The 16261-nt window shown below is 36.7% G+C and carries 13 protein-coding genes and 1 pseudogene; 4 read left to right on the forward strand and 10 right to left on the reverse strand.

Features of this window, described 5'->3' with window-relative positions:
- Window positions 1-96: 96 nt before the first annotated feature.
- Entirely contained in the window at window positions 97-2166 is a 2070-nt protein-coding gene (locus K332_RS0115970; protein ID WP_036689145.1) for a methyl-accepting chemotaxis protein, read from the reverse strand.
- A gap of 347 nt (window positions 2167-2513) precedes the next feature.
- Here K332_RS0115970 and K332_RS0115975 point away from each other — a divergent pair, with 347 nt between their 5' ends.
- Window positions 2514-2717, forward strand: coding sequence for a resistance to Congo red protein (locus tag K332_RS0115975; RefSeq protein WP_026908372.1), 204 nt, complete (start codon window positions 2514-2516; stop codon window positions 2715-2717).
- Between the two features lie 90 nt (window positions 2718-2807).
- Here the strand turns inward: K332_RS0115975 and K332_RS0115980 are convergent, their stop codons facing one another.
- Window positions 2808-3392 carry a DUF1062 domain-containing protein gene (locus tag K332_RS0115980; RefSeq protein WP_026908373.1) on the reverse strand — a complete coding sequence of 195 codons (585 nt, stop codon included), beginning with the start codon at window positions 3390-3392 and terminating at the stop codon, window positions 2808-2810.
- A 577-nt stretch (window positions 3393-3969) separates the two neighbouring features.
- Here K332_RS0115980 and K332_RS22755 point away from each other — a divergent pair.
- Window positions 3970-4446: a PAS domain-containing protein gene (locus tag K332_RS22755; RefSeq protein WP_051359501.1), complete on the forward strand. Its 477-nt coding sequence runs from the start codon at window positions 3970-3972 to the stop codon at window positions 4444-4446.
- 162 nt (window positions 4447-4608) lie between these two features.
- Here the strand turns inward: K332_RS22755 and K332_RS22760 are convergent.
- The 8 genes and pseudogenes from K332_RS22760 to K332_RS0116025 form a co-directional block, all read right to left on the reverse strand.
- A pseudogene (locus K332_RS22760) lies at window positions 4609-5963 on the reverse strand (SLC45 family MFS transporter).
- Window positions 5964-6286: 323 nt separating this feature from the next.
- Window positions 6287-7447, reverse strand: a complete 1161-nt coding sequence (dltD, locus tag K332_RS0116000; RefSeq protein WP_026908375.1) for a D-alanyl-lipoteichoic acid biosynthesis protein DltD — start codon at window positions 7445-7447, stop codon at window positions 6287-6289.
- Window positions 7447-7683, reverse strand: coding sequence for a D-alanine--poly(phosphoribitol) ligase subunit DltC (gene dltC / locus K332_RS0116005; protein WP_026908376.1), 237 nt, complete (start codon window positions 7681-7683; stop codon window positions 7447-7449). The genes dltD and dltC overlap by 1 nt, the downstream gene beginning before the upstream one ends.
- 15 nt (window positions 7684-7698) lie before the next feature.
- A complete protein-coding gene (gene dltB, locus K332_RS0116010) occupies window positions 7699-8856 on the reverse strand; it encodes a D-alanyl-lipoteichoic acid biosynthesis protein DltB (protein WP_026908377.1) in 1158 nt (385 codons plus the stop codon).
- Window positions 8853-10355 (reverse strand): D-alanine--poly(phosphoribitol) ligase subunit DltA, encoded by a 1503-nt coding sequence (gene dltA, locus K332_RS0116015; RefSeq protein ID WP_026908378.1) that lies wholly within the window; start codon window positions 10353-10355, stop codon window positions 8853-8855. Before dltA ends, dltB begins: the two co-directional genes overlap by 4 nt.
- Before the next feature lie 17 nt (window positions 10356-10372).
- Window positions 10373-10519, reverse strand: coding sequence for a teichoic acid D-Ala incorporation-associated protein DltX (locus K332_RS23715; protein WP_084288052.1), 147 nt, complete (start codon window positions 10517-10519; stop codon window positions 10373-10375).
- Window positions 10520-10532: 13 nt separating this feature from the next.
- Window positions 10533-11204, reverse strand: a complete 672-nt coding sequence (locus tag K332_RS0116020; protein ID WP_026908379.1) for a response regulator transcription factor — start codon at window positions 11202-11204, stop codon at window positions 10533-10535.
- A 77-nt stretch (window positions 11205-11281) separates the two neighbouring features.
- Window positions 11282-13024 carry a sensor histidine kinase gene (locus K332_RS0116025; protein WP_026908380.1) on the reverse strand — a complete coding sequence of 581 codons (1743 nt, stop codon included), beginning with the start codon at window positions 13022-13024 and terminating at the stop codon, window positions 11282-11284.
- A gap of 520 nt (window positions 13025-13544) precedes the next feature.
- Here K332_RS0116025 and K332_RS0116030 point away from each other — a divergent pair.
- Both K332_RS0116030 and K332_RS0116035 read left to right on the forward strand, forming a co-directional pair.
- Complete coding sequence (locus K332_RS0116030) at window positions 13545-14231, forward strand: response regulator transcription factor (protein WP_026908381.1); 687 nt, start codon at window positions 13545-13547, stop codon at window positions 14229-14231.
- Entirely contained in the window at window positions 14228-16096 is a 1869-nt protein-coding gene (locus tag K332_RS0116035; RefSeq protein WP_026908382.1) for a HAMP domain-containing sensor histidine kinase, read from the forward strand. The genes K332_RS0116030 and K332_RS0116035 overlap by 4 nt, the downstream gene beginning before the upstream one ends.
- Window positions 16097-16261: the final 165 nt, after the last annotated feature.

The following is a 16261-nucleotide window of genomic DNA, read 5'->3' on the forward strand; positions in this document are numbered from 1 at the left end:
CATGGAGGAAACGTCAACTACGGTGAAGCATACATATACAAAAAATGATGAGACAACCCTCTATTCCTAGAGTTTCATCTCATCATTCTATTCTAATTACTTATTATCAATCGTAAATTTCCCAACAGCATCACTCAGATCATCAATTAATCTTGCAAGTTGTATTGCATGCTGAGCTACTTCATTTATGGAAGAAGCTTGTTCTTCCATTGTCGCTGCAATTTCTTCCGATGATGCAGATGTTTCTTGGGATACTGCTGCAATTCCTTCTATCATGTTAACAACGATATCTTTTTGTGCCGTAATTCTATTTATACTTACGGTTTCACCTTCAATAGATGACACCATTTTATTTAATGCTTTAGTTAATTCATTGATAGCGGTGCGAACCGTTGTTACGGCAACTTTTTGGTTTTTACTAATATCATTTGTTTCATTCATTACCTCAACTAACATCGTTGTGTCAGCCAACACGCTATTGATGGTATTTTGAATATCCTGTGTTGCATTTTTAGATTCTTCTGCTAAACTCTTCACCTCATTTGCCACAACAGCAAAACCTTTTCCATGTTCTCCTGCTCTTGCAGCTTCAATGGATGCATTAAGTGATAATAGATTAGTTTGGTCAGCTATTTGCGCAATAGCACTGGTAACAACTGAAATGGATTTTGATTTTTCATTTAGCTGTGTAATCATGTCAGTTACTTTTTCAAATGCCAACTCTAGATTTTGATACGATTCTTCTAGGTTTCGAACTTGATGATTTCCCTGACCTAGTTGTTCAGAAGCTTCTTCCACATCCAATTGGATAGTAGATGATTGTTGTAATAACCCCTCTATTTCATTACTTAGCTGATGAACAGCACTTGAACCTTTTTCAATTTCTTCTGATTGATTTTCAGCACCATAAGCTATTTCCTCAATAGACTTAGAAACCTCAGCTATTGCTGAATTGTTCTCATTAGAAATTTCTGTCAAACCATTGGATGCATGATTGATAGAGTGTACATTTTCATCAACCTTTTTAATTAAACCTCTTATATTATGGAGCATCTTATTATAACTTTTTGCAAGTTGTCCAATTTCATCATGAGAGTCAACCACAAATTCAGATACCAAATCTCCTTCTGCAGTCTTTTCGAGCGTTCGTTGGAAATTGTTTATTACCTTTTTTAATTTTCCTGCAAGGAATACGGCACATAAGACTCCGACAAATAATCCTAGCAATATATATAAGATTGAATTTTTTATAAACTTATTCATGTTAGATTCAAGTATTTCATTCGGAATTAGGGAAATGACTTTCCAACTTAGTTCGGGAATAGTTCTTATTTGCCCAGAGTATTCCTTTCCTTCCCAAGTTAATCCTTGTTCCATAACAGAATCCGATGTATAAAGATCCTCCACCCAATTGAAATGGCTAAATTCCTTTTTATCATTAATTAAATCGGTTACGCCTTCCGTTAAACCACTCTGTGCTGGATTCATATTTTTTCCATCTGCATTCTTCATAAAGGAAGTAACAATAATTCCTTTAGCATCTAGAACAACTAGTTTACTATTGGATTGACTTTCAATCAGTTCTCTTGTCTTTCCTATAGTCGAAAGGTCAATATCATAACCTAATGCACCAATCATTTCACCATTGGAAATAATCGGAGTAACAATGGATGTCATAATAGTTTTATTGATTTTATCCTCATAAACATCCATCCATTTTGTTTTTGGGTCGTTTTTAAGTTGATTATAAGTTTGGGTATCACGTACATCTGAAGCAAAATCCGCATAAGGGGAAATGTGTAATTTTCCAGTTTGGAAATCCATGAAATAAACTGAGATTAATGTATCATTTCCTTGTTGTACAGTTTGAAGCGATTTTTCAATTGTTGGAATCGCATCCTCTTCATTAATCTCTGATGTTACTAAACTTGCTAACTGTTCAATAGAAGTCTTGTAGTTATTTAGACTTAAGCTCACCTGCTCCACAGCATTGTGGGAATTAACAGTTACGGACACTTCATTATTTTTTTCGAGAATGCCACGAACGACAAAATAGTTAAAAGCACTAAAACATAAAACCACAAGTAAAAAAGAAATACACATAAAAAGTATCCATTTTGTTCGAATGGATAAACGACTAAATCTAATCTTTGAATTATTTATCATTTTACTTACCTCATTTTTTCTTTGGTGTATATGGGGGTAGAACCCCAACAATATTATGACAAATAATAGATTAGCAAATTTCAGAAAAAAAATAAAGAAAACTTTATTTTATCCATAAAGAAACTAATAAACTGGCTGGATTTGATAAAACTATCTTGCCTCGAATGTGTATAGTTACTACATTTAACATAACTCTCCAGTTAATTGATAATTATGAATCTTATGTTATCATATTAATAGAAGTAATTTCTTATTTATTTGAAAGAGAATGACTCGCTAAAAAAGAGGTATTCGTTGTAGTTCGTAGAGAAATAACAAAATACAAATAATGATTAGGAGGTGATGATATGCCTTTTTGGATATTGCTGCTTATCATTTTTGGGGTATTATTAATTATTGGTCTTGTATTTGATTGGATAGCAAAGAGAAGGAAAATAAAAACAAATTTTCAAGAGGGCGCAAAAAGTGCAAGCGTGTCAGAGAGGATTTATACAGAAAAAGCCTTGGATGAAGTAAGGCATAAAATAGGTGACGACTTTCCTTTAAGCTAGCTTCCTTCCCTTCCATGTCCATAGTGCAGTAGAAAAATGAGTATCAAACCATGCTATAATTTGATACTCATTTTTATTTTTAATACGGAACTACTTAAGTTCATACTTCCCTTTGACTGTTATTTGTAAATTATTTATTACGTTGCTTTTCATTGATAGATTGGGATTTAATAAAAACATTTCTGCCTTTGCCATCTTATTTACTTTTGACCTTGAAATATTCAGTATTTCTGCTATCAATCTATCTACTCTAAGTCCAAAATCATATTTACAGCAAATTCTAATTGTCACTTCATTCAAATTGGAATCAGACTTTTCCTTTCTTAACTCATAATTAATATCATTATTCACAGCATCACATAGTCTTCTTAATTTATTGATTTGAAAAGCATGATTCCAAATGGTCTCTTTATCATTATTCATAAACTTTTGATGTAATAATGGATCCAATCGATTTACATGTACTCTTGTTAAAATAGGGCAATTCCAAGTACCCTCACAATGTACACACTTATAAATAAGCCAAACATCAACTACTTTCTGATTGGCATTCACCCTGAATCTTTCACTACAAAAGTATTCTGAGCTTCGCTTACAGTTCCTACAATTCCTTATTACATTAGGTGTTTCTTGAGCAATAATTTCATAAGTAACTTCATGATTTAAATAACTCATAACCCGCTCCTCCAATTTATCCAGAGGAACGCCAATAATAGCTGTATGGAGAACAATTTCCCATAAAAAAAGCAGAATACCTTATAGGTATCCCGCTTGGAATTAAAAACAGATTATCCCGCGTTCCCTGTAATGGCTAAAAATAGGCACACTTCTCCCATCGTCTGAACATATTGTTCAAAAAGAAATGTACTATTTAATTGCTTAACCATTACAAGTATGCTGGCAAATCTAATTCCACCTTCCGTATTTCTCCTAGTTAGAATTATACAATAATTATATTCAATGTCAATGACCACAACAGCCCAACCTTAATTATCTATTATACTTGATGTTTAAAAGTAAACCTGCGACCCAGGTATAGTTACACTAAATAAGTTAAATTAATAACTCACCGATTTAAGCCTCAACAGATTTTAATTTTTGTGAGATAAATCACAATGTATTATCCTTGTGAATGCTATCATTATTAGTGAGGTTAGATAATGACCACATAAGATTAATAGGAGTTTTCTAACTAACATTAGTGCTATCATTATCTTCTTATTAAGAGAGATTACATGAAGGAGAGATAAAAGTGTCTAAAGGTAAATTGTCAGAATTAATTAGTCCTGAAGCAGTGATTAATTTTGAAACTGGTGCAATTAAAGCAAGCACTTTGGATTCCATTATTAATCTTTTGCCATTTGAAATGGGTTTTTGCGATGCAAATGATATTTTCCGTTGGTATTCAAATAATCCAAACCGCGTACATGGTCGTCGTAAAGAAGCAATTGGTCGCCATGTGCTTGAGCTTCACCCTAAGGTGGCTCAACACGTTGAAAAGTTGCTGAATGATTTTCATTCAGGAGCACGCGATGAATGGGAGTTTTGGTTCCCAAAACGATCTGGAGAGTCCGGTCAAATTTACCAAAAATTCATGGCAGTCCGTGATGAAGAGGGTAAATATCTTGGATGTATGGATGTGACCGTTAATATCAACCTTTTCCAAGGAAAAGATGGGAAACGCACCCCTGAAACCATTGACGAATTTTTGGCCTTTAATCCTAAATAAAAAATATACTTAATCCCCCAATCAATGAGTTTTCTTTATAGATGCTTGTATAATGGCCCAATAAAAAATACCCCTTCTTTTGAAAAGAAGGGGTAAAGTTGTTCTCCATCATGATGAAAAACGTTATGAAAAGATAGTCCATGTATCCATTACATGTAGGTTCTATCTAGCATAGGTTTCTTTTATGATTAAAACACTAAATGCTCCTACAACAAGGAAAATACCTGAAACTAAAATCATGACCGGCATCGATGAACCTAATGCAGGGAATAAAATAAAGCTTAAACAAGAGGCAATAATTTGTGGCAAGCAAATACTACCATTAAATAGCCCTAAATAGGTACCCTTCCACCAGATAAGGCATTTGTTAGCATGGTGAATGGGAATGTCATCATAGCAGCCCACGCAATACCAATTAAGATGAATGAAACAACTAATGCAAATTGATTGTATATGAAAAATACGGATCCGAAACCAATACCACCTAATATTAAACTAAGGGCATACCAGACTTTTCGTTTGTCATTTGGCACGCGTGAAAGTACAAGTGACCAAAGCACCGCCGCTACAGATTGCACAGCGGAAAGGATACCAAACCAGTTACCAGCTGCTTGATATGCTGCACTTGATGGTTCAGCTGTTTGCCAAACATTTGCCGCAACTGCACCTGTGCCATATGTCCATAAATACTGAAACCCCATCCAGCAAAACATTTGTACCAAGGATACGGTCCAAAATACCTTTGGTGCATTACGTAACAATCTAATTACACTTACCTTTTCCTTTTTCCCTTCAGTCGTAATCCCATGATAAGCAGCATACTCAGCTGGCGAGTACTCTTTTACTTTAAATACGGTAAAAAGACTACAAATGATTAAGATAACAGCTCCCGCATAAAAGGAGATAACTACTGATTGTGGTACAACACCCTCTGGTGCACTATTTGAAACACCAAGTATTGTTAGAAGAAAAGGAAAAATACAAGCTAACACGGCACCACTATTAGAAAGAAAGCTTTGTATAGAATATGCAAACCCCTTTTGTTCTTCATTAACCATGTCTCCTACCATCATTTTAAATGGTTGCATGGCAACATTCGATGAAACATCCATAAACAAAATTGTTACTGCTCCAAAAGTAAGAGCGACTATTGGGCCAAAACCAAAACTACCCGCATTCGGCAACAAACACATCACTATGACTGCTACTATGGCCCCAACAAGTAAGTAAGGAATACGTCGCCCAAGTTTAGGTATCCAAGTTCGGTCCGAAAAGTATCCAACTAGGGGTTGAACAATTAAACCCGCTAGTGGCGGTAATATAAAGAAGAATCCTAATGTATGAGGATCGGCACCAATCGTTTGAAAGATACGTCCCATATTTGAACTTTGTAAGGAAAAAGCCATTTGTACACCTAAGAAGCCAAAACTTATCATCCAAATCATATTTACTGGAAGTGTAGGTAACTGCTTTTTAACTACTACCTCACTATTTGTTTCACGCTGTTCCACTATCATAATATCCTCCTAAAATAACTCTATAGGTTCTCTACTGTTTTTTTATTTTCAACAAATAATGCAATCGTTTGCATTAAATTCGATGGTAAAGGCTTTCAATCACCCAAATGAATAGAACTATGTAATATTCAGTATTATCAAGACTTTCAAATAAGAAAAACTACCAATAAGAAACTACAACAATACGAACATCTTATATGAAATTATAGTTTATTATAGTATTTTTCCGCTATCTATGCAATCGTTTGCACTTTTAATGAAGATAAAGCCATGGGGACAGGTACCTCGGCAGGGCCGAGGTACCTGTCCCCATGGCTTTCGTGTTATTCGAGGAACTTCTGCATATCCTCATCTAAATAAACCCAGCCTTTCCAGCCAATATGAATCGTGTCGCGCATAAAATAAGGATCGTATTCATGGTCGGAATAATCGGCGTAGGTAAAGCCGCTATCATTAATCTGCTTCTTTATACGAGTATAGTAATCTTGGCGTCCTTCTTCTGGGAATCCTGTGTAGTCATAATACGCTCCATTCACAGGAATAATAACAAAAAGCGGTTCCGCATCAGATTCCTTAAGAATATCAAGCATCAATTGGAAATCCTCGTATTCAAGCGATTCTGCATAGGAATGATCTTTATTCTTTCCTTCCATTCTCTTGATGTAGTCTTTCCGATACTTATACACGTTGTCATCTATATAAAATTGGGAATGCTGTGTTCGTTTCTCACCATAAGCATCAGCCTTTGCCCTTAGTTCCTCCCATGTCTTGTCCTTCACTTCATCTGACTGATGACGATTAGTTGGTTTATCTTTCAGAATCGTGTAGTACAGATCCTTCTTCTTAAGAATGGATATGTAAGCCTCTGAAGGAACTGATAAAATATTAAACAAAGCCTTCTTGTCATTCAGATACGCATCGTAAAGCTGATAAAGCATCGTGTCATTCTTGACCGAATCATATGTTATCAGGCGTTGCATCAATTTTCGTTTCACCTGCTCATCCACTTTCTTATTGAAAGGAAGCTGGTACGCTTGTAGTGCAGAATAGTTTGGTGCAAAGTGCTGCTCGTCTGTACCATGCTTTACAAACCATTGTGGCGATACAATAATAACCATTTTCTTGTTCTTCAATTGATCGGCATGCATAGCAAAGTTTAAATTATGAATAATCGAAGTCATTCCGCCTTTTCCGATTAAATAAGGTGTAAAAGCAGCATCATTCGTTTCGAAAAAATTCGATGGATGGAACGGGTCCCAACGCGATAATTCAGAAGAACCATAGATTGGAACATACGTAGAACTTTTAAGCATTTCCCCTTGCAAATAAGTTCCTTGGAACATCGTTGGCTCCAAACTTATAGCCGATTCCTCTAAACGGTCTGCTGGAACTAACTTAGCCAGCCATGATACGGGTACAAATACGACCCCAGCAAACAGAACCAATGCTAGAATGATTGGTCCGAACAAATACTTCTTCTTCATTATTTCAGCTCATTCAGACGTTCAACGATAGCATTTGGTGTATTCCAAGTATCTCGATCGAACTCTGTAATTGGTACATTAATATCAAGCTGCTCCTCGAATTGAACAAGTAATTCCACTGTAGCAAACGAATCAATTAATCCTGCTTCAAATATATCCAAATCATGCTCTTCTTTCACAACATCATCTTCACAAACTTCTGCAATAACTTGTAATACTTTCTCTTTAAAATCCATTATTATATTCCCCTTTTATTGAAATGGTCTGCCCGAAAACAGATAAAAACCGAAACATACGACATGGAAAGTGATAACGATAGACACTATTGTCATTGTTCTTCCTGTTGGCCAGCGTTTATGCTTTTTATTCCAGGTCTCGAAGAAGTTAAATCCTACCATCATCAAAGCATGATATGCTCCATAAAGGATGTACTGAATCGCCAATCCATGCCATACCCCCATTAACAAGAACAACAGGATATAACCTAAATTCGAAACGAGCATTTTGTTCTGTATCCACTTTTTCTTCTTCATCAGAAATACGAAACGCATGAACACATAATCACGGAACCAGAACGACAGTGACATATGCCATCGGTTCCAGAAATCCTTGATGTTGCGGCTGATGAACGGCTTATTAAAGTTCTCCGGTGACCGGATACCCATGATATAACTGACTCCAACCGCAAACGCAGTATAACCGGCAAAGTCAAAGAATAAGTACAAGCTATAGCTGTACATATACAACAGATTATTGGTAAACTCACCATCTGCTATATAATCAAGATTCATAATGAAATACGTATTAATGCTGTAGCCAATGATAAATTTATACAAAAAACCAACAAATATTTTATTAATCCCTTTATAAAGCAGTTCCTTGTACTCTTCCGGTGCCCAACGCTTTTCTTCATCCTTTTGGAACCTTCGGAAGCGATCAATCGGACCTGATGAAATGGTCGGGTAAAATAGCATAAAATTGACAAGCTGAAAAATCGAGAGCTGCTCCTTGATCAATCCATCTCTTGTTTCAATAATGATTTGGACCGCTCGGAATGTCAGATAGGAGATACCTAGAAAACTTGCCCAGTTATCTACTGCCAAAATTGGCAAAACCTTGGATAAAATCAAAGGCAGGATTGATAGAAAACTAATGATATAGAATACAAGACTACTATTCTTTACCTGTCGATAACTAATATAACCTTTGACCAGTACAACCTGAAGGATGGTGAATGCTACTAACGAGAAAAAGCCTTCTTTCCCACCTGAAAATATAATAGCCAATACAACAATAGATACAAATGCATTATAATAACGCAGGCGCTTACCCATTATGCCGAGAATCATCGTCGGCAGTAGTAAAATACCTAGAATGATAAAGAAAAGAAAGGAGCTATATGGGGTCATACGAATACCTCTTCCTTCATTTTCTTACGGTCTACTTTCCCATTCATCGTCATTGGAATTGCAGTATGATACGTGAACTTACGCGGAATCATATATGCTGGCAATCGCAAAGCAAGATCTTTTCGAATAGCAGCGGTTAGTTTGTATTCCTTCTCAAAGTTATGATCCGCTGGTACTACTGCCGCAATCAAGTATTCAATTTCCTCGTTTGGTGCATAAGGGATAATAATTGCAGCCTTAGTATAATCAGACTGATTAAGATGGAACTCAATCTCTTCCAGCTCCATCCGGTAGCCATGTAGCTTGATTTGATAATCGAGTCTACCCTGGCAGTACACCAAATCATCCTGAATAAAGCCGGCATCTCCGGTACGATAGGTGTCCATTTCGTTTAAAGTACCAAATGCACTTTCTGTTAGCAACGGTTCGCCCAGATAACCTTTTGACACACTTGGCCCCGCAAGGATAAGCTCCCCTTTTTCACCTTCAGGTAGCGGATTTCCTAATTCATCCATAACGAAAATACACATATCAGATTTCGGATATCCCACAGGAAGCGCCTTCCCTTTCGCAAGCAAGTCTCCCGTAATTTCAATAGACGTCACAGCAACTGTAGCTTCTGTAGGCCCGTAGGTATTAAAAACTCTAGCCCTTGGAAAACGTTCTTTCAGCTCTTTAGCCACAGCTAATGGTAGTACTTCGCCACAGAAAAGGAATACCTCAAGCTCCGGAAGCATTGTTTGATTAAAGTCAGGATTTGGAAAACACATTTGCACGAAAGATGGTGTCGATGTCCATATTTGCAATGCAGAACGACTCAGGTTTTCAAACAAAAGCTTTGGTTTATTGATTACTTCTTTCTCCAATGCATGAATTGTCCCCCCGCTTTGTAGAGCTGGGTAAAAGTCCATGACAGACAAATCGAATGAAAAAGGCGCTTGATTCAAGAACACCTTTCCTTGACCTAAGGGAAAGTCACTCGTCATCCAATCGGTAAAAGATTGCAGATTTGCTCCAGTTATTTGCACACCTTTTGGATTTCCAGTACTTCCAGAAGTATAAATGATATAAAAGACTTCATCAGGCTTAATCCATAATTCATTACCAATTGGCTCTTCTTCTTCCAACTGGAGTGCTAGCGAGTGCAGAACAGGAACATTATCAACATCCAGCATGTTATCTGTTGTATTAATTACCAATCCTGCACCAGACTTTTCAATGATAAGACGAACTCGTTCCATTGGGATGGATGTATCTACCGGTATATAAGGGAGGCCGACCTGTACACAGGCAAGGAAAGATACCGGCATATCAACTCCCATATGACCATACACAACCACTGGTGTCTGTCGTTCAACCTTAATAGCTTGTAATAAACTTGCTAACCGCCTCGATCTGTCCCAAAGCTTTCTATAGTTCAGCGCCTTGCCCTCTGTACGAAATGCTATCTGTTCCGGGTTCATATCTGCATGCTGTGCAATATGTGTTAAAAGTTTCATTATATTATCTACTCCATTTAAAAATCATTATAAATATAGTTACCTGTATTGGCTGTATGGAATCCGTACATCAAATACAAAGTAATGAGGATTGCCAGATAAAAACAAGTTTGCAAAGCAAATCGCACACCATTGTTCGTATACAGCCGTTTGAGCTTATTCATTTTCACTCTTCCTTTATTCAAATTTATACCCGGTTCCAATAACAGTCCGAATATGATGTGATTCGCAGCCTAATTTAGCTCTAAGCTTTTTAATATGTGTATCAACAACTCGTATATCACCATCGAAATCAAGCCCCCATACGTGATTCAAAATAGTTTCACGCGAAAGGACGTTATTTTTATGCTGAAGCAAAATCACCAGTAATTCATATTCTTTCGGGGTCAATTCGACTTCTTGTCCCTCAAGCTGCAGCTGATGGGACTTTGTATTGATAATCGCTTCACCAAAGCTAAGCATATGGCCGGTCGGTAAATAATGTTCAGTAGCTCGTTTCATTAAAGAATTAGCACGTGCCACTAACACTCTTGGGCTGAATGGCTTCGTAACATAATCATCCGCTCCGAGTTCAAACCCATGAATTTTATCATCGTCACTGGATTTCGCTGTCAGTAGAATAATTGGTACACCAGACCTCATTCGGACCTGCTTAACAACAGCAAATCCATCCATTTTCGGCATCATGATATCGAGAATGACTAAATCTGGAAAAATGGCATCAAACCAGTCCATACCACTAGTTCCATTATCCGTTTCATACACTTCCCAGCCGTCCATTTTGAAATAATCAGCTACCACTTCTCGGATTCTCGCTTCATCCTCGACAAGCAATACTTTCTTCCCCATCGTGAATCCCTTCCAATCTCCGTATATATTAACAAGGCTATATGTCTTTTATGTGTCCTCATAAGCAATTAGCCCTATTACTTAAAGCGAACATAGAAACACACACCATCAGGCACGTTTTTCACCCCGTATTGAAATGCATGCAAATCAAGTATTTGCTGAACGATTGCCAAGCCTAATCCTGTACCGCCCGTCATTCGGCTTCGAGAAGATTCCGTCCTATAGAAACGTCTCCATACCTTATCCAGCTGCTCTTCTGGTATTTGTGTACCTTTGTTTTCAATTTTGAACACACTGTCATCGTTTTCTTGATCAAATTCGATTCGAATCACAATGACAGAATCATACTCACTGTGCCGGATCGCATTCATAAGAAGGTTTTGCATTACTCTTTCCAGCCACTCATAATCCGCCAAAATATGTTGCTCATTCTTCGGCAGGATTTCAATTACGACTCTTTTCTCTTTTGCTATACAAAAGAGTTTATCTGCCAAATCCTCAATCATTTCACTGAGCAGAAAAGATGTTTTTCTTAGTTTAATTGCACCGTTCCCCAATTTAGCCAAATCCAGCATATCTTTAATCAGCACTTCCATCTTTTCTGATTCCTCTATAATCACCTCTACATAGTGTTCTTGCTTATCCGGACTAACATCATCCTGCAGCCCCTCTGCGAAGCTTTTAACAATACTGAGCGGTGTCTTCAGTTCATGTGATGCATGCTCGAAAAACTCACGCTGCTCCTTTTCCATCTGTACACGTTTTTCCACATCCCGCTTCAGCTTTCCGTTGGCTTGTTTCAAGTCATTTAATGCAACATCAAGATTTTTCGCCATTACTAGCATATTGTTTGAAAGGCTCCCCAGCTCATCCTTCTGTTTAATCGGTTTCATCGATGAGAAATCTAGAAGCACCATTTTTTTTGCCATTTCATTCAGTTTAATCAGTGGTCTGCTAACAAGACGGGAGAAGAATAGCGATAGTAAAAGGATGAGAATGAATCCTGCTATTCCGATATATACATAAAACATTTGGAGTGCCTCATTGGTATCTTTGATTTCTTGAAGAGATGCAACTGAGAACATAAATTGTATTTCACCATCTTTCTCAATTGGCTCAATTAATACTAAATTATGTTTTCCACTCCAGGGCTCCACCCAATCCAACTGCAGACTTTCCCCTTCGGATAGCTGCTTTATCTGCTCGTCTTTTAGCGGGAACCACTCCAGCAGCGCATCATAGAGAATACCTAGTCCTCTATCTATCATCCCAGCCTTAGGTAGTGAAATGCTTTTTACTTTCCCTTCGATTGTCATTTCATTCTCGACCAGATTTTCACCAACACTAGTTGTATCCTTCGTAATAACAGATGGATAAATAACGGAAGGAACATTAGCATCTGCTTCTCCTTGCACTGTCAATATATCTCCCTCTGCGATATGCAATGCTCGAATCTGTTTTCCGTAATTTGTGACGAGTAAGGAAAGCGATACCTCCACAACTTTGCCATCATCTATTTCCAGCATGATATTAAACGGATCCTGTACCAATTGAAAACCTTCTGCATCCACAATCGTCAACGGACTTTTGGTCTCCCTCATGTAAGTGAGAGTCTGTCTTGTCAATTCCGCTTCGTTCCAAGAGTTTTTCTCATAACCTTCTGCTAATTGATGTACGTGCTCTGCTGCTTCTTTCGTTTTATAATGCTGATAAAAGCGATCAAAAAACACTAGCTGAAATATCATAATCATGGCATAAAATGCCAAGAAGAATATAGCTGTTACAGCAAATAGTTTAACTGTGATACCTCGTTTTCTCATGTTATACTCCTTTAATTCATACGACAGTTTATTCATAATTTAATCGATGAGTATGTTTTTTATGTGTCCACTTATCAACCTCTATATAGTAAACTTTCTTTTAAAGTTTTGGAACCATACTTCACCTAGGCATTTCACTAGAAGAGAAGCGTATGATTAGCAAGAAAACAAGGAGACCGTCTGTAATCACGCGAACGGTCTCCTTAAAATAAATTAGGTTTCTTATGAAAGGATGCCTAATTTATGATCCTTGCACCTATAAAATAACCTTATATTCACTCAACCCGAATCCTATTTTCTATCATTAACTTTTGACTTTTAACTTATGGACTATCCATAGAATTCAAATTAATCCTACTCTAATATAGTTTATGTGGGTAAAATAAGAGTAATCAGGGTATGTAAACGATACCTAAAGAGGATTTATCACAAATAAGATTGAGTTAACAAATTCATCTCATCTTTACATTGGTATGATACTCTTTCATTACTAACATTTTAAACATTGTGAGGGAGAAAGGTGCAAAAAACAATATTAATTGTAGAAGATGAAGACATTTTACGTGAAATAGTGAAGGATTATTTATTAAACGCGGGATATGAAGTATTAGAAGCAGTGGACGGTAGTGAAGCTTTAGGTCTATTTAAAGAACAGGAAGTACATTTAATTATTTTAGACATTATGCTACCGAAGCTAGATGGGTGGTCGGTTTGCAGACGAATTCGCAAGTCATCCAATGTGCCTATTATTATGCTGACAGCCCGTGTAGACGAAGATGATACATTACTTGGCTTTGAATTAGGTGCTGATGATTATGTTACAAAACCGTACAGTCCGCCTATTTTATTGGCAAGAGTAAAACGATTAATAGAAAGTCGATCTACTCACGCCGATAAGCTACCTAATGAAGATACTTTAATTAGCAATGGCATTCATGTCCATCTTCCTTCACGTACAGTGATAGCAGATGGAGAAAATATAAATTTGACACACACAGAGTTTGAAATATTAACCTATTTAATGAAAAACCAGGGGATTATTATCACAAGGGAACAACTAATCACAAAAATTTGGGGCTATGAGTTTGCTGGTGATGATCGTACAATTAATAGTCATATTCGTAATTTGCGTCATAAGTTAGGTAATAAGGCAAATCATATTGTAACGGTTATCCGATCTGGCTATAAATTTGAGGGAAGCGTATGAAAATAGGGATTGTAGCAAAGTTATTTATGCTAACGACATTATTATGTATGCTCATTTTGGTAATGATGTATCTCGGACAAACCATATTTTTTAAGCAATATTATGAAAATCAAAAAGTTGATGAAATAAATATGAGTATTCAATCCTTTAAAAACGCTTACTTAGAGGCTAAAGGAGACGCATCAGCAATCAAAAAGCTACAACAGGACTTCTACCAGGAAAATCAGACATGGATTACAACTCTAGATAGCACCGGAACGATTCAATACGCGGATGACTTTTCTGTAACTATTCATATAGATCGTTCTCTAAATGCGGATTTCTCTGAGCGTGACATCACCATTCCCCTATATAGCTTTACCGGTCTAGAGGATATTGAGAGGTTAAGGTTTAATTTAGAAGAGGGAAAGCTTATTTATATTGATGGAATCGTAAAGGATGATACATTCATTCCAGCTATTATAACCGGAGAAAACAGGAATGAGGTATTAGAGAATACGCTGTTATCAGAAAAAATATATGGTAAGCAAGCTGAAATAGAGAGTGAACAGCCATCTGAAATGTTAGATGACGAGCAAACTGCTGTAGAACTAGAACCAGTACTGGAACTAGAACTAGAACCGGAACCATATCCCAAAGAGAGCTCACAAGACTTTTTAATGGGGCAAATTAAGAAGTTACATTTACCAGTTGGTGTTACCAATTCAAACATTTATAACAATCGTCTAGTTATAGAAATGATAAATCAATTTCAGGTAAACCTGCTATTTAATGAAAATCATACTAGCACTGCTGAAACAATTGACTATGTGCAAAATAACATCAAATACAAACTATTTATTAGTCCTGTAAAAGATGAGTTTGGTGAAACTACTTATATTTATGCTATGACATCCTTACAACCAGTTGATGAGGCTGTACAAATGCTAGAAGATTATTATGTATACTTAATCTTATTTGTGCTCTTGCTTGTTGTTTTAGCTTCATTTTATTATTCAAAAAAGATCGCTAAACCATTGCTGCAAGTTAACGATACAACAAACAAAATTGCGAACCTGGACTTTTCAGAGACCATACCGATTACATCAAAGGATGAAATTGGTACGCTATCACACAATATTAATACACTGTCCCATACTTTGCATTCGTATATTAATCAACTTGAGCAGGATATAGAGAAGGAGAAAAAACTGGAAAATACTCGTAAAGAATTTATTTCCGGTGTTTCACATGAATTAAAGACGCCTCTAAGTATTATGAAGAGCTGTATCTCTATTTTAGAGGATGGGGTAGCTAGAAATAAAAAAGAATATTATTTTAAAGCAATGGCAAAAGAAGTAGACAAAATGGATATGCTTATTGTTGATATGCTCGAGCTCGCAAAGTTTGAATCCGGTACGTATAAGATGCAAATGGATGAGTTTTATATTGATCAGGTCATTGAGTATATTTGTGAGCAATTAACATTAGACATAACCAATAAGCAATTACTTGTTCATAAACAACTCTCCGGGATTAAGGTAGTTGCCAATCAACCTCGAATTGAACAAGTACTTACAAACTTTATTACCAACGCAATTCGTTACACACCGGAAAATAAAGCGATTAGGATTTCCACAATAGAAGAGCAGGGGCGTGTAAAAATATCTGTGGAAAATCAAGGTACTCATATCCCTCAAGAACAGTTAGAGAAAATATGGGATCGTTTTTATCGTGGCGATACGTCCCGCAGGCGTTCGAACGGCGGAACAGGACTAGGGCTTGCTATTTCAAAGAATATTTTAGAGCTGCACGGTTCGCAGTATGGTGTAACAAATACAGAAGGTGGCGTGCTGTTTTACTTCTATTTGGACAAAGAAGGTTAGATATTTTATTAAGAAAACTTGTTGTTCTGCAAAATGAAGAGAGAATTTAATCTTTAATTATTTGAGCTGTTCGTTCAAAGGACCTTTACGGAAGGTATTGAACGGATGGCCTTTTTTGTGTGGCATGTTCATTGTCCCCCACAAACACCTTTCGCAAAATCATTT

The organism is Paucisalibacillus globulus DSM 18846 (assembly GCF_000482485.1).
GTDB lineage: Bacteria > Bacillota > Bacilli > Bacillales > Amphibacillaceae > Ornithinibacillus > Ornithinibacillus globulus.